This is a genomic window from Janthinobacterium sp. KBS0711, assembly GCF_000988085.1.
Classification (GTDB): Bacteria; Pseudomonadota; Gammaproteobacteria; order Burkholderiales; family Burkholderiaceae_D; genus Janthinobacterium; species Janthinobacterium lividum_E.
Genome location: NZ_LBCO01000024.1, coordinates 635,960 through 659,283, shown reverse-complemented (window position 1 = coordinate 659,283; position 23,324 = coordinate 635,960). Strand labels below are relative to the sequence as shown.

The following is a 23,324-nucleotide window of genomic DNA, read 5'->3' as shown; positions in this document are numbered from 1 at the left end:
CTTCTTCGAGACGCGCGTGACCGAGTATCAAACGGGTGGTGCGCTGAACTGGGAGTAATCCTTTTTCAGTCAACACCAAGAAGCGCCGTCATCGTGACGGCGCTTTTTTTTCGCGGGCATGGCGTCGGAAAATGCGTGCATCATCGGGCCATGCGACGACGCTTGCGCCAGGATTTTCGGATCCCGCGAATGGCCGTATCACGAACCCAAAAAATCATTTCCGGACACGCTGGCGGCGGCATTTGCCGCGCGATTGTGCGATAGCACGCGTATCGTGCAAAAAAGCGGGCGAAAACGTGTCGTGCCGGTTGCGCATTGACAAGGTTTTCGTGTACTTTATGAGATTGCAAATGCGAGCGTTAGAATGCGGGGTTTTTTAACCAGCGCGGTAGCGAAAAAACCTCGCAAAACAGGGATACAGATTTACACGGATATGCACAAAACCACACCGTTTTCGTCTGCCGCCGTGCCCGAATTTTTTCAGGCATGGCGGTTTTTTATTTGACGCATCGGTGTTGTGGCGAGCGCGATGCGAGGAGCGAAAAAACGCACGGCATCGAAAACGAATGACCGAATTCAGACTTTGCCACCAGCTGCGAGATAAAGCAGGGTGGCACCGACGATGGCTGAAGTGCTGCAAACGTGAGGAGTTGCAGCAGTTCAGCTGGTGCCGAATTCATTAGCGCAAACGACCGTTTGCGCCGATGAATAATTCGCCTGGCCTATCCCTGTGGTGGGTCGGACGGGTTTAAATCTTGTAGCTTAAATTTCTCATCTCAGATGAAGGAGAGACAAATGGCAACAGCCGCTAAGAAATCAGAAGTAAAGAAACCAGCCGCCAAGGCTGCTCCTGCCGCGAAGAAGCCGGCAGCCGCAGCGAAGACGGTTGCCGCTAAACCAGCTGCCAAAGCCGCAGCGAAACCAGCAGCGAAACCAGCCGCCAAAGCCGCAGCCAAGCCTGCAGCAAAAGTGGCTGCCAAGCCAGTAGCGAAAGCCGCAGCGAAACCAGCGGCCAAGGCAGCAGCGAAACCGGCCGCCAAGCCGGCCGCCAAGCCGGCAGCGAAAGCCGCAGCGAAACCTGCCGCCAAGGCAGCAGCCAAGCCTGTCGCGAAAAAAGCCGCAGCCAAACCGGCCGCCAAGCCAGCGGCAAAAGCCGCAGCGAAACCAGCGGCCAAGGCAGCAGCCAAGCCAGCAGTGAAAAAAGCCGCAGCGAAACCTGCAGCCAAGGCAGCAGCGAAACCGGCCGCCAAGGCAGCAGTCAAGCCAGCAGCTAAAAAAGCCGCAGCAAAACCAGCAGCCAAGCCGGCCGCCAAAGCAGCAGCTAAGCCAGCAGCAAAAGCTGCAGCCAAGCCAGCAGTGAAAAAAGCCGCAGCGAAACCTGCAGCCAAGGCAGCAGCGAAACCGGCCGCCAAAGCAGCAGCCAAGCCAGCAGCGAAAAAAGTCGTCGCCAAGGCGGCAGCCAAGCCGGCAGCAAAAGCTGCAGCGAAGCCAGCCGCCAAGGCAGCAGCGAAGCCAGCCGCAAAAGCGGCAGCCAAGCCAGCAGCCAAGGTAGCAGCCAAGCCAGCAACTAAGGCGGCAGCCAAGCCAGCGGCCAAGGCGGCAGCGAAGCCAGCGGCCAAGGCAGCAGCGAAGCCGGCAGCAAAAGCGGCAGCGAAGCCAGCAGCCAAGGTAGCAGCGAAGCCAGCAGCAAAAGCGGCAGCCAAGCCAGCAGCGAAACCTGCCGCCAAGGTCGCAGCAAAACCTGCAGCCAAGCCAGCTGCCAAGGTAGCAGCGAAGCCAGCAGCAAAAGCTGCAGCCAAGCCAGCAGCCAAGGTAGCAGCGAAACCTGCCGCCAAGCCAGCCGCAGCGCCAGTCGTGGCAGCCGCACCAGCAGCAGCGCCGGCAGCAGCTCCAGCGGCACCAGCCGCCGTGGCCGCCAAGCCAGCCGCCAAGAAGGCCGCGCCTAAAAAGGCCGCGCCGAAGAAGGCAGCTCCTGTCGCCAAACCATCGGCACCTATCGCACCTGTAGCAAAAACCGTGTTGGCACCGGCTGCAGCCTGGCCATTCCCAACCAGCACCCGCCCATCGTAATTTCAACGATACGGGTGCCTGGATGAGGCAACACGCCGCTGTGTGACTCAATCACACAGCGGTTTTTTTTTGGAGAATTAGTCGTGCTGATCGTTATCCTTACATTGATCGTTGATACCATCGCTACCTTGCTGGGCGGCGTGTTGCTGCTGCGCTTCTGGATGCAGGCGGTGCGCGTGCGGCCGCCCTCGTCGGTGGCGCAATTCACGTTTCAATTGTCCGACTGGCTGGTGCGCCCCCTGCGCCGCGTGGTGCCGGGCGTGGGCGGGTATGACTGGGCCAGTCTGATCGGCGCCTTCCTGATCGTGCTGCTGGCCAGCTCGGTGCTGTTTATTTCCGGCTATCCCGTCGAAGTGGTGCTGCTCAAGTCGCTGCAACGCTTCCTGCAATGGATACTCTACGGTTTCATGGCCTTGCTGATCATCGAAGCCATCTTCAGCTGGGTCAACCCGCATGCGCCGCTGGCGCCGTTCGTACGGGCCCTGAACGAGCCGCTGCTGCGTCCGATCCGCAAGGTCGTGCCGCTGATCGGCAGCCTGGATTTGTCGTTGCTGGTCGCGCTGATCCTGCTGCAGATCGCGCAGGTGCTGGTGGGGATGATTATTGTGGTGCGATGATGGTGGCGTAGGTCGGGTTAGCGTAGCGTAACCCGACATCAGTACTTGCCATGCCAACGATGTTGTCGGATTACGCGCGGCCTCGCCACGCTAATCCGACCTACGACCTACATATTAATAGCGGTAACCGAACGCCGCTTCGAACTGGTCGGCGATGCTCTCTGGCGTAAACACGTGGTTCTGCGCACCCTGGGTGGCGATCTTGATGGCGCCCAGCAGGCTGGCCAGGCGGCCGCTGGTTTCCCAGCCCAGGTCGTTGGTGATGCCGAACAGCAAGCCGGCACGGTAGGCGTCGCCGCAGCCGGTCGGGTCCAGCACTTCCTTGGCGGTCACGACAGGAATGTCGATGCGCTTGCCGTCCGTATAGATTTCCGACCCTTTTTCGCCACGCGTGACGATCAGCGCCTCCAGGCGGCTGGCGATGTCCGGCAGGGTCAAGCCCGTGCGTTCCATCAACATTTCCATCTCATAATCGTTGGCCGACACATACGTGGCTTTGTTAATGAAGTCGATCAACTGTTCGCCATCGAAACGTGGCAACTGCTGGCCCGGGTCGAACATGAAGGGGATGCCCAGCTCGGCCAAGTCGGCGGCGTGCTTGAGCATGCCTTGGTCGCCGTCCGGCGAAATGATGGCGACCTTGGCCGGGCCTGCATTGGCGATCGGGTTTTCATGCGCAAACGACATGGCGCCCGGGTGAAAGGCGTTGATCTGGTTATTGTCCGCGTCGGCCGTGACGAAGCACTGCGCGTTGTAGCTGTCGGCCTTGATCAGGATGTTGGCGGTGGAAATGCCCAGCTTTTGCAGGCGCTCCAGGTAGGCGGCGCTATCTTGCCCCATGACGCCGACGATGCGCGGGTCGCCGCCCAGCATTTTCAGGCTGTAGGCGATATTGCCCGAGCAGCCGCCGAACTCCGTGCGCATGGTGGGCACGAGGAAGGACACGTTTACCTTGTGCAACTGGTCGGCCAGCAGCGATTCGCCGAAGCGGCCGGGGAATTGCATGATGGTGTCGGTGGCAAGCGAGCCGCAGATCAGCGATGTTTTGGTCATGATAGTGTCGGTTAAGGGTAGAAGATGGCGATATGGTAGCCAGACGCCGTAAGCTGGTCTAATGCAAAATACAGTTTGATGGTTTGTTCCGAGCGCGGCGCAAAGCCCTTGCTCACGTCGATATTGGCTGGCAGGTAGTCGCGCGGCGCGATCACGCGGCGCAAGACGGGCTTGTCGTTGGCGTCGTTGAGGACCAGTTCGATGCTGGGCCAGGCCTGCACGCTGCGGCTCTGGTTGCGCAGCAGCGAGACGTAGGAAAAGGTGTGGTCCTTGATGGTTTGCAATTCGCCTTGCTCGATGGCCAGCGCCTCGATCTGCGCCGGCAAGTCGACCTGGCAGCCGCTGAGCTTGCACAGCGCGACCAGGGTCGGCTTCCACTGCGGAAATTGCGCCGCCAGCGGATTGCGGAAGGTGGTCATCACTTGCAGGAATAGTAGCAAAAGCAGCACTGCCGAGCCGGCGGCCATGGCCACGCGCAAAGCCTTGCTGCTCTGTTCGCGGCGCCGGCCCTGGGTGACGAAGGCTGGCTCGTCGTCGGCTGGCGGCAGGGCGGGTTCTTCCCGAGCTTCGGCGGGCGCTGTCGCAACGGCGGCGGCGGGCAGCGCTTCGAACGAGTGGTCAGTCAGCGTCGGTTCCCGGCGCGCGGGCGCTGGCTTGTCCAGGCTGACCTTGTCTGCTGGGGTGATCGGGGTTGCTGCGGCTTCCAGATTCGGTTCGCGGCGGCTATCGCGCAAATACGTGGCGAAGGCGGGTGCGTCATCGACCTGGCGGCGCTTGAAAGGCGCCATCGGCTGGGGCAACGGTGGTTCGGGCAGCTCTGCCGGTGTTTCTTCAGCTTCAGATATATCGAGCGGTACGTCGAGTGGTGCGGCGGCCGGCGCCTCTGCAGGCAGGCTGACGTCGAGGTCCAGCTCGATGCGCTCGCCATCGTCTTCGTCGTCCTTGAGCTGCGCCGTTTCCGGCAAGATGCCGAACGGGTCGAACGAGGTGTCGAAGTCGAGGGAATAGATGGGTTCGTCGTCCGTGGCGGACGGCAGGCTGTTGTCGGCAGGATAACTGGCCGGCAGTGGGGCGGCAGTGCCGGGGCCGGATGTTAAAAACGGCGATGCCGCGGCTGGATCGACCAGCGCGGCATTGCCGTCAAACACTTCCCTGCACGTGCCACAGCGCACGATGCCCCCACGTAACTTCAATTGGTCAGCAGCGACCCGAAATATCGTGTTGCAATGGGGGCATTTGGTGGCGAGGGCCATTGCTGTGCTTATGCACCTTCCGCGCGGGGCGCAGGCGCTTGCGTGCTGCCCAGGCGGCCATGCAGCGCCACCCAGCCGTCTTGCTCGGCCCACACACCCAGCTCGATGAACGGCGCGTAGGCAGCGGCTACTTCTTCCGCCTGGCGTGCCAGCACGCCGGACAGGATCAGGGCGCCGCCATCGGCGACGCGGCCGGACAGCATCGGCGCCATCAGCTTCAATGGGCTCGACAGGATGTTGGCGACGACGATGTCAAACTTGGCCGTGGCGTGTGCCGAGGTGGCAAACGTGTCTGGCAAGAAATATTCGATGTCGCATTGGTTGCGTTCGGCATTGTCGCGCGCCGATTCGATCGCTTGCGGGTCGATGTCGACGCCGGCCACCGTTTGCGCACCGAGTTTCTTGGCCACCATGGCCAGGATGCCGGAACCGCAACCGTAGTCGAGCACGGTCTTGCTTGGAGCGGGGTTCGCTTCCAGCCACTCCATGCACAAACGCGTGGTCGGATGGCTGCCCGTGCCGAAGGCGAGGCCAGGGTCCAGTTCCAGGATCAGGCCGTCTGGGTCCGGTGCCTCGTGCCAGCTGGGCACAACCCAGATATTCTTGCCGATGTGAATCGGTGCGAATTGCGATTGCGTCAGGCGCACCCAGTCCTGCTCTTCCACAGGACGCATGGTAAAGGCGGGCACTTCCTTCATGCCGACAGCCTGGGCCGCGGCGGCCACGATGGCTGCCTGGTCGGCGTCGACGTCGGTCAGCGCCACCACGCGGCTGCGTTCCCACGCCGCTTCCTTCGGTTCCATGCCGGGTTCGCCAAACAGGGGCTGCTCGGCATCCGTGCCTTCATCGGCGTCTTCCACCGACACCGACAGGGCGCCCGCTTCCATCAACGCGTCGGACATGGCCTCGGCGTTGTCACGGGCGATTTCGATGACGATTTCCGTCCAGCTCATGCGCCCGCCTTGATTTCGGATTTCTTGGCGATGCTGGGGCTGCCGCCATTCAGGTTCTTGCCCAAGTCCGGCATGTCGGCCAGCTTCTGTTCCAGATAGTGAATGTTGGTGCCGCCTTCGATGAAGCGCGCGTCGATCATCAGTTCGCGGTGCAGGGCGATATTCGTGTTGATGCCTTCGACCACCATTTCGGACAGGGCGATCTGCATGCGGCGGATCGCTTGCTCGCGCGTGGCGCCGTAAGCGATCACTTTGCCGATCATCGAGTCGTAGTGCGGTGGCACGTAGTAGCCGGCATACGCGTGCGAGTCGACGCGGATGCCAGGGCCGCCCGGTGCATGCCACGACACGATCTTGCCTGGCGATGGCGTGAACTTGAATGGGTCTTCGGCATTGATGCGGCACTCGATGGCGTGGCCCGACAGCAAGACGTCGCGCTGGCGGAAACGCAGTTTTTCACCGGCGGCGATGCGGATCTGTTCTTGCACGATGTCGATGCCGGTGATCATCTCGGTGACCGGATGTTCCACCTGCACGCGGGTATTCATTTCAATGAAATAGAACTCGCCGTTTTCGTACAGGAACTCAAACGTGCCGGCGCCGCGGTAGCCGATCTTGCGGCAAGCTTCGGCGCAACGGTCGCCAATTTTCTCGATCAGCTTGCGCGGGATGCCCGGCGCTGGTGCTTCTTCGATCACTTTCTGGTGGCGGCGCTGCATGGAGCAGTCGCGCTCGCCCAGCCAGACGGCGTTCTTGTGTTCGTCGGCGAGGATCTGGATTTCCACGTGGCGCGGATTTTCCAGGTACTTCTCCATATACACTTCAGGGTTGCCGAAAGCCGTGCCGGCTTCCGTCTTAGTCATCGCCACGGCGTTGATCAGGGCCGCTTCCGTGTGCACCACGCGCATGCCGCGTCCGCCACCGCCGCCGGCGGCCTTGATGATGACCGGGTAGCCGATCTTGCGGGCAATTTGCACGATCGCTTTCGGATCGTCGGGCAACGCGCCTTCCGAGCCGGGGACGCACGGTACGCCAGCCTTGATCATGGTTTGCTTGGCCGATACTTTATCGCCCATCAAACGGATCGATTCGGAGCGGGGGCCGATGAAGACGAAGCCCGATTTCTCGACGCGTTCGGCAAAGTCGGCATTTTCCGACAGGAAGCCATAGCCAGGGTGAATCGCTTGCGCATCCGTCACCTCAGCGGCGCTGATGATGGCGGGCATGTTCAGGTAGCTCAGGGACGACTGTGCCGGACCGATACAAACGGATTCGTCGGCCAGCTTGACGTATTTCGCGTCCTTGTCGGCTTCGGAGTGGACTACAACCGTTTTAATGCCCATTTCGCGGCAGGCGCGCTGAATACGGAGGGCAATTTCACCACGGTTGGCAATCAGGATTTTTTCAAACATGGTAGGTTCGCGTATGTCTGTGAGAGCCGGCGAGCCGGCGAAACAACAAGTGTGAGGGGCTAAAACTGCAAACGGCCGTTGCCGGCCGTGTGGACTGGGTTTTAGCCGATCACAAACAAGGGTTGACCGAATTCGACCGGTTGGCCGTTTTCGACCAGGATCTGGGTCACGACACCGGCTTTGTCGGAGTCGATTTCATTCAGGAGCTTCATCGCTTCGATGATGCACAGGGTATCACCTTCCTTGACTGTCGAGCCCACTTCAACATAGGCGGCGCTGCCAGGAGCGGACGAGCGGTAGAAGGTACCGACCATCGGCGACTTGACCACATAGCCCGTTGGCTCGGCGGCGACCACGACGGCGGCCGCCGCAGCGGGAGCGGCGGCTGGCGCGGCTGGCTGGTATTGGGCTTGCATGCCTTGCGGCTGCATCATGACCATCTGGTTTTGCGGCATGGCCGACGATTTGACGATGCGAACCTTGCTTTCGCCTTCGGTAACTTCCAGCTCTGCGATATCCGATTCGGCGACCAGGTCGATCAAGGTCTTGAGTTTTCGTAGATCCATGTAAAACCCCTAGGAATGTAGTTTGTTTTTTGAGTGATGCGGTGATGTCCAAGAACCTATCGCCGCGCTAAATGCGTGCAGATCGCGTAGATTAACGTTTTTTAAGCGCAAAGTCGATGGCAAACCGATATCCATCGATACCCAGCCCGCAGATCGTCCCCTGCGCGATCGCGCTGAGAAATGAGTGATGTCGAAACGTCTCGCGTTGATAAATATTCGAGATATGGACTTCCACGAACGGGATGGCGACCCCGGCCAGCGCATCGCGCAAGGCAACGCTGGTATGGGTCAGGCCGCCCGGATTGATGACGATGGCATCGATCCCTTCCGCTCGCGCGGCATGGATGCGGTCGATCAGCGCGCCTTCGTGGTTGCTTTGAAAGCAGACCAGGTCGGCGCCGGCCGCCATGGCTTGCGCCATTGCTGCCTGCTCGATATCGGCCAAGGTGCTGGCGCCGTAGACCTCAGGCTCGCGCGTTCCCAGCAAATTCAGGTTGGGACCGTTGAGCAGAAGGAGGTTTTTTGCCATGTATGGAAGACCGTTTTAGCGAAAGTTCCGCATTTTGCCGCCAAAGATACGCATTGGCAAGAGAAAAAAGCACGCTCCGAATTTACAATTTATCCAGATCGGCGCGCAACTGATCAAATTTCAAGCGGCCCAGATAGGTCTTTTTGACTTCGCCATCGGCGCCGATCAGCACCGTAAAGGGCAAACCGCCCGTGGCATTGCCAAAATGGCGCGACAGGTCGGTACCGCTCATGCCGGAGACATACACGGGATAGGCGATCTTGAACTTGCTGGCAAAGGTGGCAATATTGCTGGCCGAATCGATGCCGATGCCGATCACCTGCAGGTTTTTCGCCGCATAGTGGCCTTGCACTTCGGATAACTCCGGCATTTCTTCTACGCAAGGCGGGCACCACGGCGCCCAGAAATTGACGAGCACATTCTTGCCTTTCCATTGCGACAAGGCTTGCGTGGCGCCGGCCGCGTCCGGCAGCGACAGCGCATACAGCTCGTTGACGGGACCCGTCGCGCCCGGCGCGATGGTGCTCGTCAGCGGACCCGCTGCTTTGGCTTTTTCCTTGCTCAAACCGACGTAAGCGCCCATGCCGCCAAACATCAGCGCCACGATGGCGCAGGCGATCCAATTCTTTTTTGTCATAACTTTATCTATATCAATGTTAGTCGGCAGCCGGCGCGCCATCGGCGAGGCTGGCGGCCAGCAGGCTGCGCAGCCCGGCAATATCGGTGCGCAGCACCTTGCCGTCCGCCTTGGCTTTCAGCGCACCGCGCATATCGTCGAGTTCATACATGGCCGCGTGCACGCCTTCGTTTTTCCACAAGAAACTGGCGGTCTCGACCGCATCATAACGCGCCCCCTTGAAATGCGGGCTTTCCGACATGTCGAGCACGACATTTTTATTCAGCAGGAAGATGTGGATTTCCTTGGCGCTCTCGGCAAACAGCTGCAAATAGATCTCGTCGTGCGGACCGGCCGTGCCATTGAGCACGGGACCGCTGAGCAAGGGATGAAATTGTTGCAACGCTTCCATCACCTGCAGCGCGATCGTACGCAGCTGAAACAGCCGTGCCGGCTGGCTGTCGGCCAGGAACAGGGCATTGTATTGCCGCACCTGCTCCTCGATCATGTCGTTGTCGGGCAGGATATTGGGCCGGTTCGGCGCGTCGCCGAGGACTTGCCGCGCCGCCTTGCGCTTGGCGCTGCCATAATCGGCGCCATCCTGCGCCACGAGGCGCGCGGCAGCGGCGGCGATTTCCAGGCGCAACTGCGCGCTATCGTCAAATGCATCGTTCGTCATGAGCGAGATGATACTCCGAAGCGGAAAAAGTCATGGCGTCAGGTAAAATCCTGCACTTGCTGTTTTTTATCTCACCGTCTTCTTACTTAAGCGTGCACCTTTCGCACTGATCACATGCATATTCATATTCTCGGCATTTGCGGTACCTTCATGGGCGGCCTGGCTGTCCTGGCCAAGGAAGCCGGCCATAAAGTTACCGGTTGCGATGCCAACGTGTATCCGCCGATGAGCACCCAGCTGGAATCGCAGGGAATCGAACTGATCCAAGGCTTCGATCCGGAACAAACCAAGCTGAATCCGGATTTGTATGTGATTGGCAATGTGGTCTCGCGCGGCAACCCGTTGGTGGAAGAAATCCTCAACCGCAGCCTGCCGTATGTGTCCGGCCCGCAGTGGATCGGCGAACACATCTTGCGCAACAAATGGGTGCTGGCCGTGGCCGGCACGCATGGCAAGACGACAACATCAGCCATGCTGGCCTGGATACTTGAAGATGCGGGCTACGCGCCGGGCTTCCTGATCGGCGGCGTGCCGATGAACTTTGGCATTTCCGCCCGCCTCAGCGGCAAGAGCGCCGATTCCGACTTCTTCGTCATCGAAGCGGACGAATATGACACGGCCTTCTTCGACAAGCGCAGCAAATTCGTGCATTACCACGCGAAGACGGCCATCATGAATAACCTGGAATATGATCACGCCGACATCTTCCCCGATCTGCACGCGATCGAGACGCAATTCCACCACCTGGTGCGCACCGTGCCCGGCATTGGCCGCCTCGTGTTCAACGGCGACGAAGCATCGCTGCAGCGCGTGCTGGCGCGCGGTTGCTGGAGCGAAAAGGAAAGTTTTGGTCAAGATGCCAACTGGCAACTGCAAGAGCAGGCCGATGGCAGCTTCGACGTGTTCTTCAATGGCAAGCAGGAAGGCCACGTGGCGTGGGCCCTGACGGGCAAGCACAACCGTAGCAATGCGCTGGCGGCTATCGCCGCCGCGCGCCACGTGGGCGTACCGATAGCCCAGGCGTGCGCCTCGCTGGCCAGTTTCGAGAGCGTCAAGCGCCGGATGGAAGTGCGCGGCGTCGTCAACGACATTACCGTGTACGACGATTTCGCGCACCACCCGACAGCCATAGCCACCACCGTGGGCGGCCTGCGCCAGAAGATAGGCAGTACCGGCCGTATCCTGGCCGTGCTGGAACCGCGTTCGAACACGATGAAGCTGGGCGCCATGAAAGATGCGCTGCCGGGCAGCCTCAAGGATGCGGACCTGGTCTTCGGTTTCGGCAGCCAGCAAGCGCTGGGCTGGAGCCTGGGCGACGCGCTGGCGCCGCTGGGCAAGATTGCCAGCGCCTACGAAGACATCGATACCCTGGTGGCGGCCGTGGCGGCCAGCGCCCGCCCCGGCGACCAGATCGTGGTCATGAGCAACGGCGGCTTTGGCGGCGTGCACCAGAAATTGCTGGAGGCCCTGGGCCGATGATTCTGTACCTGCATGGATTTCGCTCGTCGCCCCTGTCGATGAAGTCGCGCCTGCTGGCCGCGCAGATGCAGGCGCTGGGCCGCGAAGCACAGTGGCTGTGCCCGCAATTGCCGGCTTCGCCCAAGCTGGCCATAGCACTGGCCCTGTCGCTGGTCAAGGATGTGGCGCCGGCCGAGCTGACGATAATCGGCTCCTCGCTGGGCGGCTATTACGCCACCTGGCTGGCCGAGCAGCTCGGTTGCCGCGCCGTATTGCTCAATCCTGCCATCGTGCCCCTGATCGACCTGGAACAGCATGTGGGCGTGACGACGGAATTCCATTCGGACAAGCCGTTCGAGTTCAAGCGCGACTACATCGATGAGTTGCGCACGTTTGCCGTAGAGAAAATTACTGAGCCACAACGCTATTTCCTGATTGCCGCCACCGGCGATGAAGTGCTCGACTACCGCGACATGGTGGCGCATTATCAGGGGGCGCGGCAGTTGGTCATCGACGGCAGCGACCATGGCATCAGCGAATTTGCCGATTATGTGGCGCCCGTGCTGGCCTTTTGCGGCATCGATGCGGACGCTGCCCAGTGAGGCCGGGTTCGCTGCGGCAGGCGCAATGGCATGCGCACGTAAATGCCGTCAATGCGCCGCCGGCCTTGCGCCACTGGCTCACGGGCGGCGGTTCGCTGACGGCCAAGCTGAAAGCGCATAGCCGGGCATTTCGCGTGCAATGCTTGCACCAGGAAACGGCACGTTGCTTGAGCGACGAGGCTGCCATCATCGGTTTGCACCGCGCGGGCCGCGTGTGGGAACGTGAAGTGCTGTTGCGTTGTGATGACAGACCGGCCGTGTTTGGCCACACCGTCGTGCCCATGCAGGCGACGGCCACGGACTGGCCCTTGTTTTCCGCGCTGGGCGAGCGTTCGCTGGGCACGACCCTGTTTGGCGACCGCATGGTGCGCCGCGGCGAACTGGAATTTGCCCGCTTGCGCGCCGGGCACCCGCTGGTGCAGCGGGCGCAGGCGGCGCTGGCGCGGGAAGGGCGGCGCGCCGACGGGCAGGCGCTGTTTTTTGCCCGCCGCTGCCTGTATCAGCGTCACCAGGGATTGCTGCTGGTAACTGAAGTATTTTTGCCGGCGGTGCTGGAGTTGACGCCCGTCACTCGCACCGTTGCAACCGACACATTAATAAACAAAGCATAACAATGAATCTATTTTTTGAAGAATCCGGCGATTTCAAGGTCGGCACGGTCCTGTCGCAAGCGGGTGAAGCGTACCAGGTCGAAATGGCCAGCGGCAAGCGCACCAAGGTCAAGGTCAAGGACGTGCTGCTGCAGTATGAAAAGCCGGCCCCGGCCGAGCTGCTGGAACAGGCCAAGGCCGTTGCCGCCGAGATCGACCTCGATTTCCTGTGGGAAGTGGCGGGCGAAGACGAGTTCGGCTTTGCCGAGCTGGGCGCCGAGTATTTCGGCCACGCACCGTTGCCGCCGGAAGCGGCCGGCCTGATCCTGGCCCTGCATTCGGCGCCCGTGTATTTCTACAAGAAGGGCCGTGGCCGCTACAAGGCGGCGCCGGAAGCATCCTTGAAGGCGGCCCTGGCCGGCATCGAAAAGAAAAAGCAACAGGCATTGGTGCAGGCAGGCTATGTGGAAGAGCTGAAACAGAACCGCTTGCCCGCCTCGATGCAACCCATGGTGCTGCAACTGTTGTTCAAGCCGGACAAGAACACCATCGAATACAAGGCGCTGGAAGCGGCCTGCACGGAGTTGCACACGACGCCGCCGCGCCTGATGCTGGCCGTCGGTGGTATTGCTTCACCGAAAGACTTGCACCTGTCGAAATTCCTGTTCGAAAATTTCCCGAAAGGCGCCGGCTTCCCGAGCGTGCCCGTGCCTTCCGTCACGGCCAAGCTGCCGCTGGCCGACGTGGCCGCCTTCTCGATCGACGACGTGACCACGACCGAGATCGACGATGCCTTCTCCGTGCAGCCCTTGCCCGATGGCACCGTGAAAGTGGGTATCCACATCGCCGCGCCGGGCCTGGGCATCCGCCCGGAAGACGTGATCGACAAGATGGCGCGCCAGCGCATGTCGACCGTCTACATGCCGGGCGACAAGATCACCATGCTGCCGGACGAAATCGTCAACGCGTTTACCCTGGCGGAAGGCACGACGTGCCCGGCCCTGTCGCTGTACGCGACCTTGGACCCGAAAGCCGACTGGGCCGTGGTCAGCACGCAGACGCGCGCCGAGCTGGTGCCGATTGCCAGCAACTTGCGCCATAACCAGCTCGATGACCTGGTCAACGAGGAAACCCTGGCCAGCGGCGAAGGCGAGTACCCGCACAAGGCCGATTTTGCCGTGCTGTGGCAATGGGCGCAGCAGCTGGAACAGGGCCGCATGAAGAAGCGCGAAGCGTTTGGCCTGAAGCCGGAACAGAATAACCGCGTCGATTTCAACTTCTATGTGGAAAACGACATCGTCACCGTGGCGCGCCGCAAGCGTGGCGCGCCGCTCGACAAGATCGTCGCCGAATTGATGATTTTTGCCAACAGTACCTGGGGCAAGATGCTGCACGACCATGGCGTGCCCGGCATCTACCGCAGCCAGGGCGGCGGCAGCGGCAATAGCTGGGCGGCAAAGATGCAGGTGCGCATGGTGACCCATGCGGCGCCGCACCAGGGCCTGGGCGTGGACCAATATGCGTGGAGCACCTCGCCCCTGCGCCGCTACACGGACCTGGTGAACCAGTGGCAAATCATCGCCTGCGCCGAGCATGGCGTGACGGCGCCGCTGGTGGCCCCGTTCAAGCCGCGCGACGCGAATCTGTTCGCCATCGTTTCGGCGTTCGATGCCGCGTATGCCGCGTATGGCGATTTCCAGTCGAACATGGAACGCTATTGGTGCTTGCGCTGGCTGCACCAGGAAAACGCGCGCCAGGTCGACGCCGTCGTGCTGAAAGACGAAATCCTGCGCCTGGTCGACATTCCGCTGGTCATCAAGTTGCCGGGCATGCCATCGGTGGCGCGCGGCGCCCAGGTGAAACTGGACTTGCTGCGCTGGGATGAAGTTGACCTGAGCATCGAAGCACGCTTGCTGGAAATCGCCGCCGTACCCGATGCGGCGGCCGATGCCGAGCTGGACTACGAGGAAGAGGCGGGCGACGCAGGCGCGGAAGAAGGCGACGTGGCGGCCGAGCCATCGCCGGAAGCGGCGAACCAGGTCAGCGACGCCGATGCGGAAGTGGCGGAACTGGCCAGCGAAGACGTGGTCAGCGAACCCGAGGTCAAATAAGGCCGTCGTCACGCCACAAAGGCGGTGCTGAAAACTGTTGCCGGCGCCGCCCTTTGACGTAGAATTCAGCCATCTTGTATCTTGTGTTGTAAGGAACTAGGTTGCGCGTGAAGTCTTTCCGAGAGAATCGTTTCCTCATGATCGCCGTGGCGGTATCGCTGCTGGCGCACGGCGCCTTGCTGGCGATGCATTTTGTCGCCCCGGCCCCGCAGCGGGCCGTGGCCACCGATCCCGGCCTGGAAGTGATCCTGGTCAACGCCAAGCATGCGAACAAGCCGCTGAAGGCCGACGCCCTGGCGCAAGCCAACCTCGATGGCGGTGGGCAAGCCGACAAGGGCCGCGCCAAGTCGCCCTTGCCTGACATGCGCAAGGTGGAAGAGGGCGACAGCGTCAAGGCCAGCGCCCGCCGCATTGCCGAACTGGAGCAAAAGCAGCAGGAACTGCTGACGCAGGCGGCCAGGCCGACGCCTTACAGCGCCGCGCCCGTCACGGAAAAGGACAAGCCCAATCCCCTGGCCACCGGTTCGGACTTGATGGAAAGCAGCAAGGCCATCGCCCGCATGGCGGCCGAGATCAGCCAGACCGTGGAAGACCAGAACAAGCGTCCACGCAAGACGTTCATTACGCCCAGCACGCAAGAGGTCGGCTATGCCATGTATTACAAGACCTTGCAAAAGCGCATCGAGGAAATCGGCACTCTGAATTTCCCGCAAAAAAATGGCCGCAAGATGTATGGCGAACTGGTCGTCTATATCCCCATCTTCCAGGACGGCACGATTTACCAGAAGGAAGGTGGCGCCCGCGTGGAAAAAAGCTCGGGCAATCCGGCACTGGATGCGGCGGCCCTGGCCATCGTGCGCCGCGCGGCGCCGTTCGGCCGTTTCCCACCGAATATGTTGTCGAGTGACAAGGATGACTTGTGGGTCGTCATCACCCGCTTCAAATTTACGCGCGAAGAAAAAATGGAAGCTAACCTGACTGGCGGCAGCAATTGAACAAGCAAGCAATGAATCCTGATCAATATTGTGTCTTCGGCAATCCCATCGCCCACAGCAAGTCCCCATTGATCCACGCCGCGTTTGCCCTGCAGACGGGCGAGCCCATCGTCTACGATCGCCGGCTGGCGCCGCTCGACGGCTTTGCGCTGGCGGCCCGCACGTTTGCTGCCGAGGGCGGCAAGGGCGCGAACGTGACGGTGCCCTTCAAACTGGACGCGTGCGCGCTGGCGACCGAGCTGACGCCGCGCGCGCAGGCGGCCGGCGCCGTCAACACCTTGCGTTTCGATGGCGACACCATTCTTGGCGACAATACCGATGGCGCGGGCCTGGTGGCCGACATCGTGCGCAACGCGGGCGTGAGTGTCGCCGGCAAGCGCGTCCTGCTGCTGGGCGCGGGCGGCGCCGCGCGCGGCGTCGTGCTGCCCTTGCTGGAACAGGGACCGCAGGAAATCTTCATTGCCAACCGCACCGTGGCCACGGCCGAGGCGCTGGTGGCGCAGTTTGCCGCTGCGCTGGCGCACCCCGCTCAGCTGCGCGCCGGCGGTTTCACGCAGCCCGATGGCGTCTTCGATATCGTCATCAATGCCACCTCGGCCAGCCTGGTGGGCGACTTGCCGCCCGTGCCGCCCGGTATCTTCGGCAGCCACACCCTGGCGCTGGACATGATGTACGGCGCTCAGCCTACCGTCTTCATGGACTTTGCCGCCCAGCATGGCGCGCAGGTGCGCGACGGCCTGGGCATGCTGGTGGAGCAGGCGGCCGAAGCGTTTTACGTGTGGCGCGGCGTGCGGCCGCAGACGCAGGACTTGCTGGCGCAGCTGCGCAGTGCCCTGTGAGCGCCGGCAAGAAGGGCCAGCGCAAGACCGGCCGTGGCAGCCGCTACGGCTGGATCAAGTGGCTGTTCATCGTGCCCGTGCTGGCCTTTATCGTCGTGCAACTGTATTTCTTCCTGCAAATCTGGTGGTGGGTCGACCATAATCCGTCCAGCACGGCTTTTATGCGCGAACAGTTGTCTGTCTTGCAGGACAAGAATCCTAATGCCACCATCAAGCAGACGTGGGTGCCGTACAACCGCATCTCGAATAATCTGAAACGGGCCATCATCGCCTCGGAAGACGCGAATTTCTCCGAGCACGAAGGCGTGGACTGGGAAGCCTTGCAAAAGGCGTATGAAAAAAACAGCAAGAAGCAGAAGGTCGTGGCCGGTGGCTCCACCATCACGCAGCAACTGGCGAAGAATCTGTTCCTGTCCGGTTCGCGCAGCTATGTGCGCAAGGGCCAGGAACTGATCATCACGTACATGCTGGAAAACCTGATGGAAAAAGAGCGCATTTTCGAGATTTATCTGAACGTGGTGGAGTTTGGCACGGGCACCTTTGGCGCCGAAGCGGCAGCGCGCCACTATTACAGGGTCAGCGCGGCGGGCCTGAGCGCGGGACAGGCGGCGAAACTGGCCGTGATGCTGCCGAATCCCCGCTTTTACGACCGTCACCGCGATACGGGCTACCTGAACCGGCGCACGGGCGTCATCCTGCGCCGCATGGGGGCGGCCGAATTGCCTTGATGGCAGCGGGCTTTCTTTGCATAAAATCAAAGCTGCCTGATTAGCACTATTGCGACGCAGCATCTTAATCGACCCCGGTTGGTGCAACGCCGCACTTTTTCCGTGAAAAAGCGGTGCCGGGGGTGGTCGTGAAAAGGCCTTTGCGGGTACACTTGCGCTGTTTTCATTTTTGGCGCCAGCGCCAGCACATCACGATAACCCCACATCCGGCTGAGAGCGCGCATGATCAATGTCTTTGTATTACAGAATGGCCGGCTCAACCAAGTGCCGATCGACAGCCGCGCAGACCTCGAAAACGCCGAACCGGTATGGGTCGACCTGACCGACCCTACCGATGATGAACGGGCCTGGGTCAAGGCCATCTACAACGTCACGCTGCCGGGCGAAGACGAAGTCAAGGATATTGAAGCGTCAGCCCGCTATTACGAAGCGGAAAACGGCGACTTGCACCTGCGCACGGATTTCTTGCGCGAAGAGGACGATGGCCCGTCGCGCGTCATCACCGTGGCTTTCATCCTGGCCCGCAAGATTTTGTTTTCCATGCATACGGACGACTTGCCCGTGTTCCGCCTGGTGCGCATGCGCGCCCGTTCGCGGCCCGGCTCGATTGCCGACTACATGGACGTGCTGCTCGACCTGTACGCCACCGATGCCGAATATTCGGCCGATGTGCTCGAAGGCATCTACCAGAACCTGGAAGAAGTCAGCACGCGCGTGCTGCAAAAGGAATTTACCGATGCGCACGCGGCTGAAGCGCTGAATGCGATTGCCCACGAGGAAGATTTGAATGGCCGTATCCGCCGCAACATGATGGATACGCGCCGCGCCGTGAGCTTTCTGATGCGCGGCCGCTTATTGAATTCCGAGCAGTTCGAGGAAGCGCGGCAGATTTTGCGCGACATCGAATCGCTCGATGGCCACACCTCTTTCCTGTTCGATAAGATCAACTTCCTGATGGATGCCACCGTCGGTTTCATCAACATCAACCAGAACAAGATCATCAAGATCTTCTCGGTGGCCAGCGTGGCCTTCCTGCCGCCGACCCTGATCGCCAGCGTGTACGGCATGAACTTCAAGCTAATGCCGGAACTGGAATGGTCGTTCGGCTATCCATGGGCCTGGGGCTTGATGATCACCAGCGCCATCGCGCCCTTCCTGTACTTCCGCCACCGCGGCTGGCTGAAATAAGCGCTTGTCGCCGGGGCGCTCGCGCGCTCCGGTTTCAGGACGAGCGCAGCAAATTCAAAAATCGGCGATAATCACTGGTATTGCGTGGTATTTAATTGGTATTGTATATTTGCTGATTCATGCCTGCCGGCTGCTGTGCAGAAAAGTATCGTCATTCAGACGTTTTCTGCGTGGTAGCGTCCGCCTGTTCCACCTATGATCGTTACAATGCCGGCCTTGGCCGGCTGGCCGCCGCATTTCCCGTCACCGTTGTCTTCTGGAGAGTCCATGCCTGATACCGCCACCACCCCACCGCGCTTTACCCATCTGATCAGCGACTGCGATGGCGTGCTGATCGACAGTGAAGCCGTGGCCCTGCAAGCGCTGCTGGAGTTGCTGGGGCCGCGCCTGCCGAACCTGCCCGAGGGCGTCACCCTGCAAGGCTTGATCGAGCCGCGCCTGGGCCAGCGCCTGGTGCCGCTGATGCAGGATATTTACAAGGAACTGGGTTTGCCGCAATTGCCGGCCGACGAGATCATGGCCATCGGCAATGCCGTCGATGCGGCCTGCGATGCGCAATTGCGCGCCGTGCCCGGCGTGGCGCAGGCGCTGGCCGCCATTCCGCTGCCCAAGGCCGTCGCGTCGAACAGCGTCAGCGCACGCGTGCTGTCGGCGCTCGAGCGCACCGGCATGGCGCCGCTGTTCGACAAGCGCGTGTTCACGCCGGACCTGGTGGGCCATGCCAAGCCGCACCCGGGCGTCTACCTGGCGGCGGCTGCCGCCTTTGGCGTGCCGCCAAGCCAGTGCCTGGTGCTGGAAGACAGCGTCACGGGCGTGACGGCGGCCGTGGCGGCGGGCATGACGGTATTGGGATTCATCGGCGGCGGACATATCGCCGCCGGCCAGGAAGCGCGCCTGAAGGCGGCCGGCGCGCATGTCGTGTTCAACGACATGGCCAGCCTGCCGGCGCTGGTGGCCGCGGTGATGGACACCGCAACCGTATAAAACGCTTAGGCGAGGGCGGCAAACACCTTGCGCGCGGCGGCGATGGTGGCGTCGATGACGGCATCATCGTGCTGCGCCGAGACGAAGCCCGCTTCGAAGGCGGCGGGCGCGAAGTACACGCCTTCGTCCAGCATGGCGTGGAAGAAGGCGTTAAACTTGCTGCGGTCGCCGGCCATCATTTCCGCGTAGCTGGTCGGCGGCGTTTCGCTGAAATAAATGCCGAACATGCCGCCGATGTAGTCGGCGCAGAAGACCACGCCCGCTTCCTTTGCCGCGCTTGTCAAACCTTCGGCCAGGCGCTTGGCCGTGGCGCCCAGCTGCTCGTAGAAGCCCGGCTGCTGGATCAGTTTCAAGGTGGCCATGCCGGCCGCCACGGCGACCGGGTTGCCCGACAAAGTGCCGGCCTGGTAGACGGCGCCCAGCGGCGCCATGTTGTGCATCAGCGCCGCGCTGCCGCCAAAGGCCGCCACCGGCATGCCGCCGCCGATCACCTTGCCCAGCGCCGTGAGGTCCGGCTTGATGCCGTACAGCGCCTGCGCGCCGCCCAGGGCCACGCGCAAGCCGCACATGACTTCATCGAAAATGAGCAGGGCGCCGTGCTGCGTGCACAGTTCGCGCATCGCCTGCAGGAATTCCGGCGTCGCTTTCACCAGGTTCATATTGCCTGCCACCGGTTCGACGATGACGCAGGCGATGTCCGCGCCGAAGCTGTCGAAGGCGTCCTTCAGCTGTTCCACGTTGTTATAGTCGAGCACCAGGGTGTGTTTCACGAAGTCTTCCGGCACGCCGGCCGACGTCGGGTTGCCGAAGGTGAGCAGGCCGCTGCCCGCTTTCACCAGCAGCGAATCGGCGTGGCCGTGGTAGCAGCCTTCGAACTTGACGATCTTGTCGCGTCCCGTGGCGCCGCGCGCCAGGCGCAGGGCGCTCATGGTCGCTTCCGTGCCCGAAGAGACCAGGCGCACCTGCTCGATCGACGGCACCAGGCGCGTGATTTCCTCGGCCATCAGCACTTCGCCTTCCGTTGGCGCGCCGAACGACAGGCCCAGCGCAGCCGCATCCTGCACGGCTTTCACCACTTCCGGATGGGCGTGGCCGACGATGGCCGGGCCCCAGGAACCGATATAGTCGATATAGCGCTTGCCGTCCGCATCCCAGAAATACGGGCCTTCGGCACGCGTGATGAAGCGCGGCGTGCCGCCCACGGAGCGGAAGGCGCGCACGGGCGAATTGACGCCGCCTGGCGTGGTTTTTTGTGCGCGGGCAAACAGGATGTCGTTCTGTGAAGTCGTCGTCATGATAATCGTGCCTTGAAAGTGGATCGTTGTCTGTGTCGTCTGTCTGGTCTACTACAGAATTATTGGGCGCCGCGCTGGGGCTGCTGCCGGAACAGCCGGTTCGGCACCAGCTTGCCCATGCCGTGGCGCCGCGCGTGCGCCAGCGCGCCGGCCGTGAATTCCTGCGCCGCCACGACCACCTGCGGCACATCGTCTTCGTTTTCCGCCAGGGCCAGCAGAGCGGTGGCGGCGGCCGACAGGGTGCTGCCGGCGCCGTTGAAGATGCCGGGCAGGTGCTGCCATACGTCGTGGCGCACCACGCCGTCCTCGCCGAACAGGGTATTGGCGCGCAACTTGCCTTCGGCCGTGCCGGACTTGCTGGCGTCGGCCGGCATGCCGGTGACGAGCACGTATTCGCAGCCCAGCGCCACCAGGTAGTCGACGTCGTTTTGCAGGGTGTCGTCCGGGTCGGCGTCGCGCCAGGTCTCGGCCAGGCGCTCCAGTTCCACCGGCGAGAGCACCAGCAGGGTCGTTTGCGGAATCAGGAGCTGGCGCACGGCCGTGAGGATGTCTTCGTCGTCCATGCCCTGTTCCGGCAGCGCCGAAATGAAGGGATCGAGGATCAGCGGCACGTCCGGATAGTCGGAGACGATTTCGGCGATGGCCGTGACGTTTTCCACGCTGCCCAGCGCGCCGATCTTGATGGCGGCGACGGACATGTCTTCCAGCAGCACGCGCGCCTGGTCGGAAACCCAGTCCGGGTCGACCGCCTGCACGTCTTCCACGCGGGCCGTATCGCTGATCAAGAGGCCCGTGGTGACGGACAAGCCATGGCAGCCGAAGGCTGAAAAAGTGGCCAGGTCGGCCTGGATACCGATCGCGCCGACCGGATCGGACACGCCGAAGCTTAATATGAGGGGAGAAGTTTGGTTTTGCACGGCGGGTAGATTAAGATACCTAATTCAGCATTTTACTTGATTGAAGGGTGGCAGAACGTGAGTAGCAACGAAACAACGCAGCAATTCCAAACGTGGATGTGTCTTATTTGCGGCTGGGTTTATGATGAAGCGGCCGGCCTGCCCGACGAAGACATCGCTCCCGGCACGCGTTGGGCCGATGTGCCGATGAACTGGACCTGCCCTGAATGCGGCGCGCGCAAGGATGATTTCGAGATGGTGGCCATTTAATCAAGCATGATGCGCAAGCACGCCGCTGCCGCCCATGAAATGGCGGCACGCCTGTGCTATGGTATGAAAGATTATCGAATAATCACATGACGCGTCCTTTCCTGCCCGCGGTATCGTCCGATGGCGCCTGCGAGGGCGTGACGATACTCGTCATCGACGACAGTGCGACGATACGCAGCGCGGCCGAGAAGGTCTTGCGCGAAGCCGGTTACCGCGTGGTGGTGGCGGAAAACGGCTTCGAGGCCCTGGCCAAGATCGCCGACTGCCAGCCGGCGCTGATCGTGTGCGACATCGTGATGCCGCGCCTGGATGGTTACCGCACGTGTGCGCTGATCAAGGCCAGCGCCGCGTATCACGCCACGCCGGTGCTGATGCTGTCGTCGAAGGAAGGCTTGTTCGACCGTGCGCGCGGCGCTATGGCTGGCGCCAGCGCCTGCCTGGTCAAGCCGCTGGCGAACGAGGCGCTGCTGGAAGCCGTGCGGCTGCACCTGGCCGGGCATTTTGAGTAAGTGGTTTATTGATTACAACGCAGCAAGGAAGCAGATGGCCATACACACAATTCTGATCGTCGATGACTCGCCGACAGAACGCTACTACCTGAGCGAGATGCTGGTGCGTGCCGGTTACGCCGTTCTCACGGCGCAGGACGGCGCCGACGCATTGGCGCAGCTGAAGCAGGCCAGGCCCGATCTGATCCTGATGGACGTGGTGATGCCCGGTGCGAATGGCTTCCAGATCACGCGCGCCATCGCCCGCGATCCCGAACTGCAGGACGTGCCCGTGATTATCTGCTCGAGCAAGAGCCAGGAAACGGACCGCATCTGGGGCTTGCGCCAGGGCGCGCGCGATTACCTGGTCAAGCCGGTGGTCGAAGCCGAGCTGCTGGCCAAGATCGCCGCGATTTCCTGAGAATGCACACGATGCCAGGTCACGGCGTGTCCACAGCGGCCTTTGCGCCAGCCGCTGCCGCCATGCCATCTTTCGAGACGGGCGCGCGGCAGGGGCGCTTGCGCCAGTATCAGCTGCAATTGATCGAGCGGATACAGGCTGCGCGCAGCGGCGCGCTGGCCGCGCGCAAGGAACTGGGCGTGATGCTCGGCGGCCGGGCGTGCCTGCTCGACCTGACGCAGCTCGGTGAAATCGTCATTGCCTCCGGTGTGCAGATACAGGGCGTGCCGCTGGCGCAGGACTGGTACCTGGGCCTGGCGGCCATGCGCGGACGTCTGACGGGAGTCGTCGACCTGGCCCGCTACATGGGTGGACCGGCCTGCGCGCCCGGCAATCACTGCCGCATCATCACCTTTTCTCCCCGCCTGGGCCTCAATTGCGCCCTGCTGGTCGAGCGCGTACTGGGCTTGCGCCAGCTGCGCGCGATGCAATCCGTACCCGTTCAGGATGCGGCGCAGGGTGTGCTCCCATCGTGGGCGGCGCAAACGCTGCGCGACAGTGAAGGGCAGCAGTGGCTGCGCCTGGACCTGGCCCAGCTGGCGCAATCGGAACGCTTCCTCGACGCCGGCTTTGGCGGCCTTGCCGTCCACAAGGATATGTGCTGATGGGCGCCAATTCCCCCATCCTGGCGGCCGGCATGCCCGAAGCGGAGCACGCGCCCTTGGAGCCGGC

The 23,324-nt window shown here is 61.9% G+C and carries 26 protein-coding genes; 14 read left to right on the top strand and 12 right to left on the bottom strand.

The annotated features are described in order from the left end of the window. Positions 1–776: 776 nt before the first annotated feature. Together VM94_RS28545 and VM94_RS28540 are read right to left on the bottom strand one after the other, a co-directional pair. The gene (locus VM94_RS28545; RefSeq protein WP_160309298.1) at positions 777–1,583 is read right to left on the bottom strand and encodes a hypothetical protein; all 807 of its coding nucleotides are present in this window, start codon (positions 1,581–1,583) and stop codon (positions 777–779) included. Then, complete coding sequence (locus VM94_RS28540; RefSeq protein ID WP_046684236.1) at positions 1,568–1,900, bottom strand: hypothetical protein; 333 nt, start codon at positions 1,898–1,900, stop codon at positions 1,568–1,570. The genes VM94_RS28545 and VM94_RS28540 overlap by 16 nt, the downstream gene beginning before the upstream one ends. 253 nt (positions 1,901–2,153) lie before the next feature. On the opposite strand from VM94_RS28540, the gene VM94_RS15590 reads away from it, so the two are divergent. Then, the gene (locus VM94_RS15590) at positions 2,154–2,687 is read left to right on the top strand and encodes a YggT family protein (RefSeq protein WP_034746613.1); all 534 of its coding nucleotides are present in this window, start codon (positions 2,154–2,156) and stop codon (positions 2,685–2,687) included. 114 nt (positions 2,688–2,801) lie between these two features. Here VM94_RS15590 and VM94_RS15585 read toward each other — a convergent pair whose 3' ends face one another. The 8 genes from VM94_RS15585 to VM94_RS15550 all read right to left on the bottom strand — a co-directional run bounded on the left by VM94_RS15585 (position 2,802) and on the right by VM94_RS15550 (position 9,748). Beyond that, positions 2,802–3,740, bottom strand: a complete 939-nt coding sequence (locus tag VM94_RS15585) for a carbohydrate kinase family protein (RefSeq protein WP_046684234.1) — start codon at positions 3,738–3,740, stop codon at positions 2,802–2,804. A gap of 11 nt (positions 3,741–3,751) precedes the next feature. Beyond that, complete coding sequence (locus VM94_RS15580) at positions 3,752–4,993, bottom strand: DUF3426 domain-containing protein (RefSeq protein WP_046684233.1); 1,242 nt, start codon at positions 4,991–4,993, stop codon at positions 3,752–3,754. Between the two features lie 8 nt (positions 4,994–5,001). Next, on the bottom strand, positions 5,002–5,946 hold the full coding sequence (prmA, locus tag VM94_RS15575; protein ID WP_046684232.1) for a 50S ribosomal protein L11 methyltransferase: 945 nt from the start codon (positions 5,944–5,946) through the stop codon (positions 5,002–5,004). Then, positions 5,943–7,358, bottom strand: coding sequence for an acetyl-CoA carboxylase biotin carboxylase subunit (gene accC, locus VM94_RS15570; RefSeq protein WP_034746622.1), 1,416 nt, complete (start codon positions 7,356–7,358; stop codon positions 5,943–5,945). The genes prmA and accC overlap by 4 nt, the downstream gene beginning before the upstream one ends. 101 nt (positions 7,359–7,459) lie before the next feature. Then, positions 7,460–7,924, bottom strand: a complete 465-nt coding sequence (gene accB, locus VM94_RS15565; RefSeq protein WP_046684231.1) for an acetyl-CoA carboxylase biotin carboxyl carrier protein — start codon at positions 7,922–7,924, stop codon at positions 7,460–7,462. A gap of 91 nt (positions 7,925–8,015) precedes the next feature. Continuing rightward, positions 8,016–8,453: a type II 3-dehydroquinate dehydratase gene (gene aroQ, locus VM94_RS15560; RefSeq protein WP_034746628.1), complete on the bottom strand. Its 438-nt coding sequence runs from the start codon at positions 8,451–8,453 to the stop codon at positions 8,016–8,018. Between the two features lie 82 nt (positions 8,454–8,535). Then, entirely contained in the window at positions 8,536–9,090 is a 555-nt protein-coding gene (locus VM94_RS15555; RefSeq protein ID WP_046684230.1) for a TlpA family protein disulfide reductase, read from the bottom strand. A 19-nt stretch (positions 9,091–9,109) separates the two neighbouring features. Further along, positions 9,110–9,748, bottom strand: a complete 639-nt coding sequence (locus VM94_RS15550; protein ID WP_046684229.1) for a hypothetical protein — start codon at positions 9,746–9,748, stop codon at positions 9,110–9,112. 114 nt (positions 9,749–9,862) lie between these two features. Here VM94_RS15550 and mpl point away from each other — a divergent pair, with 114 nt between their 5' ends. The 9 genes from mpl to VM94_RS15505 all read left to right on the top strand — a co-directional run bounded on the left by mpl (position 9,863) and on the right by VM94_RS15505 (position 19,243). Next, a complete protein-coding gene (gene mpl / locus VM94_RS15545) occupies positions 9,863–11,227 on the top strand; it encodes a UDP-N-acetylmuramate:L-alanyl-gamma-D-glutamyl-meso-diaminopimelate ligase (RefSeq protein ID WP_082127730.1) in 1,365 nt (454 codons plus the stop codon). Continuing rightward, complete coding sequence (locus tag VM94_RS15540) at positions 11,224–11,808, top strand: YqiA/YcfP family alpha/beta fold hydrolase (RefSeq protein WP_046684227.1); 585 nt, start codon at positions 11,224–11,226, stop codon at positions 11,806–11,808. The genes mpl and VM94_RS15540 overlap by 4 nt, the downstream gene beginning before the upstream one ends. Further along, the gene (locus tag VM94_RS15535) at positions 11,805–12,419 is read left to right on the top strand and encodes a chorismate--pyruvate lyase family protein (protein ID WP_046684226.1); all 615 of its coding nucleotides are present in this window, start codon (positions 11,805–11,807) and stop codon (positions 12,417–12,419) included. Before VM94_RS15540 ends, VM94_RS15535 begins: the two co-directional genes overlap by 4 nt. Positions 12,420–12,421: 2 nt before the next feature. After that, positions 12,422–14,509 (top strand): ribonuclease catalytic domain-containing protein, encoded by a 2,088-nt coding sequence (locus VM94_RS15530; RefSeq protein ID WP_046684225.1) that lies wholly within the window; start codon positions 12,422–12,424, stop codon positions 14,507–14,509. Positions 14,510–14,646: 137 nt separating this feature from the next. Continuing rightward, entirely contained in the window at positions 14,647–15,504 is an 858-nt protein-coding gene (locus VM94_RS15525) for an energy transducer TonB family protein (protein ID WP_034746649.1), read from the top strand. 11 nt (positions 15,505–15,515) lie between these two features. Further along, positions 15,516–16,343, top strand: a complete 828-nt coding sequence (gene aroE / locus VM94_RS15520) for a shikimate dehydrogenase (RefSeq protein ID WP_046684224.1) — start codon at positions 15,516–15,518, stop codon at positions 16,341–16,343. Then, the gene (gene mtgA / locus VM94_RS15515) at positions 16,340–17,071 is read left to right on the top strand and encodes a monofunctional biosynthetic peptidoglycan transglycosylase (protein ID WP_046684223.1); all 732 of its coding nucleotides are present in this window, start codon (positions 16,340–16,342) and stop codon (positions 17,069–17,071) included. The genes aroE and mtgA overlap by 4 nt, the downstream gene beginning before the upstream one ends. Positions 17,072–17,293: 222 nt before the next feature. Continuing rightward, entirely contained in the window at positions 17,294–18,259 is a 966-nt protein-coding gene (corA, locus tag VM94_RS15510) for a magnesium/cobalt transporter CorA (protein WP_034746658.1), read from the top strand. A gap of 267 nt (positions 18,260–18,526) precedes the next feature. Further along, a complete protein-coding gene (locus VM94_RS15505; RefSeq protein WP_046684222.1) occupies positions 18,527–19,243 on the top strand; it encodes an HAD family hydrolase in 717 nt (238 codons plus the stop codon). A gap of 5 nt (positions 19,244–19,248) precedes the next feature. Here the strand turns inward: VM94_RS15505 and hemL are convergent, their stop codons facing one another. Together hemL and thiD are read right to left on the bottom strand one after the other, a co-directional pair. Further along, positions 19,249–20,538 (bottom strand): glutamate-1-semialdehyde 2,1-aminomutase, encoded by a 1,290-nt coding sequence (gene hemL / locus VM94_RS15500; protein ID WP_046684221.1) that lies wholly within the window; start codon positions 20,536–20,538, stop codon positions 19,249–19,251. Between the two features lie 59 nt (positions 20,539–20,597). Then, positions 20,598–21,455 (bottom strand): bifunctional hydroxymethylpyrimidine kinase/phosphomethylpyrimidine kinase, encoded by an 858-nt coding sequence (thiD, locus tag VM94_RS15495; RefSeq protein WP_046684220.1) that lies wholly within the window; start codon positions 21,453–21,455, stop codon positions 20,598–20,600. A 96-nt stretch (positions 21,456–21,551) separates the two neighbouring features. Between thiD and VM94_RS15490 the strand changes: the two genes are divergently transcribed. The 4 genes from VM94_RS15490 to VM94_RS15475 all read left to right on the top strand — a co-directional run bounded on the left by VM94_RS15490 (position 21,552) and on the right by VM94_RS15475 (position 23,257). Continuing rightward, complete coding sequence (locus VM94_RS15490; RefSeq protein ID WP_038488910.1) at positions 21,552–21,704, top strand: rubredoxin; 153 nt, start codon at positions 21,552–21,554, stop codon at positions 21,702–21,704. A gap of 86 nt (positions 21,705–21,790) precedes the next feature. Further along, positions 21,791–22,213 (top strand): response regulator, encoded by a 423-nt coding sequence (locus VM94_RS15485; RefSeq protein ID WP_046684219.1) that lies wholly within the window; start codon positions 21,791–21,793, stop codon positions 22,211–22,213. A 34-nt stretch (positions 22,214–22,247) separates the two neighbouring features. After that, a complete protein-coding gene (locus tag VM94_RS15480) occupies positions 22,248–22,613 on the top strand; it encodes a response regulator (RefSeq protein WP_034780235.1) in 366 nt (121 codons plus the stop codon). Between the two features lie 26 nt (positions 22,614–22,639). Further along, complete coding sequence (locus tag VM94_RS15475) at positions 22,640–23,257, top strand: chemotaxis protein CheW (RefSeq protein ID WP_313902983.1); 618 nt, start codon at positions 22,640–22,642, stop codon at positions 23,255–23,257. Positions 23,258–23,324 lie beyond the last annotated feature (67 nt).

Excerpts from the sequence above, each read along its gene's own strand:
- VM94_RS15585 (WP_046684234.1), bottom strand. The coding sequence starts at position 3,740 with ATGACCAAAACATCGCTGATCTGCGGCTCGCTTGCCACCGACACCATC.
- VM94_RS15580 (WP_046684233.1), bottom strand. The coding sequence starts at position 4,993 with ATGGCCCTCGCCACCAAATGCCCCCATTGCAACACGATATTTCGGGTC.
- prmA (WP_046684232.1), bottom strand. The coding sequence starts at position 5,946 with ATGAGCTGGACGGAAATCGTCATCGAAATCGCCCGTGACAACGCCGAG.
- accC (WP_034746622.1), bottom strand. The coding sequence starts at position 7,358 with ATGTTTGAAAAAATCCTGATTGCCAACCGTGGTGAAATTGCCCTCCGT.
- accB (WP_046684231.1), bottom strand. The coding sequence starts at position 7,924 with ATGGATCTACGAAAACTCAAGACCTTGATCGACCTGGTCGCCGAATCG.
- aroQ (WP_034746628.1), bottom strand. The coding sequence starts at position 8,453 with ATGGCAAAAAACCTCCTTCTGCTCAACGGTCCCAACCTGAATTTGCTG.
- VM94_RS15555 (WP_046684230.1), bottom strand. The coding sequence starts at position 9,090 with ATGACAAAAAAGAATTGGATCGCCTGCGCCATCGTGGCGCTGATGTTT.
- VM94_RS15550 (WP_046684229.1), bottom strand. The coding sequence starts at position 9,748 with ATGACGAACGATGCATTTGACGATAGCGCGCAGTTGCGCCTGGAAATC.
- mpl (WP_082127730.1), top strand. The coding sequence starts at position 9,863 with ATGCATATTCATATTCTCGGCATTTGCGGTACCTTCATGGGCGGCCTG.
- VM94_RS15540 (WP_046684227.1), top strand. The coding sequence starts at position 11,224 with ATGATTCTGTACCTGCATGGATTTCGCTCGTCGCCCCTGTCGATGAAG.
- VM94_RS15530 (WP_046684225.1), top strand. The coding sequence starts at position 12,422 with ATGAATCTATTTTTTGAAGAATCCGGCGATTTCAAGGTCGGCACGGTC.
- VM94_RS15525 (WP_034746649.1), top strand. The coding sequence starts at position 14,647 with ATGATCGCCGTGGCGGTATCGCTGCTGGCGCACGGCGCCTTGCTGGCG.
- aroE (WP_046684224.1), top strand. The coding sequence starts at position 15,516 with ATGAATCCTGATCAATATTGTGTCTTCGGCAATCCCATCGCCCACAGC.
- corA (WP_034746658.1), top strand. The coding sequence starts at position 17,294 with ATGATCAATGTCTTTGTATTACAGAATGGCCGGCTCAACCAAGTGCCG.
- VM94_RS15505 (WP_046684222.1), top strand. The coding sequence starts at position 18,527 with ATGCCTGATACCGCCACCACCCCACCGCGCTTTACCCATCTGATCAGC.
- hemL (WP_046684221.1), bottom strand. The coding sequence starts at position 20,538 with ATGACGACGACTTCACAGAACGACATCCTGTTTGCCCGCGCACAAAAA.
- VM94_RS15490 (WP_038488910.1), top strand. The coding sequence starts at position 21,552 with ATGTGTCTTATTTGCGGCTGGGTTTATGATGAAGCGGCCGGCCTGCCC.
- VM94_RS15485 (WP_046684219.1), top strand. The coding sequence starts at position 21,791 with ATGACGCGTCCTTTCCTGCCCGCGGTATCGTCCGATGGCGCCTGCGAG.
- VM94_RS15480 (WP_034780235.1), top strand. The coding sequence starts at position 22,248 with ATGGCCATACACACAATTCTGATCGTCGATGACTCGCCGACAGAACGC.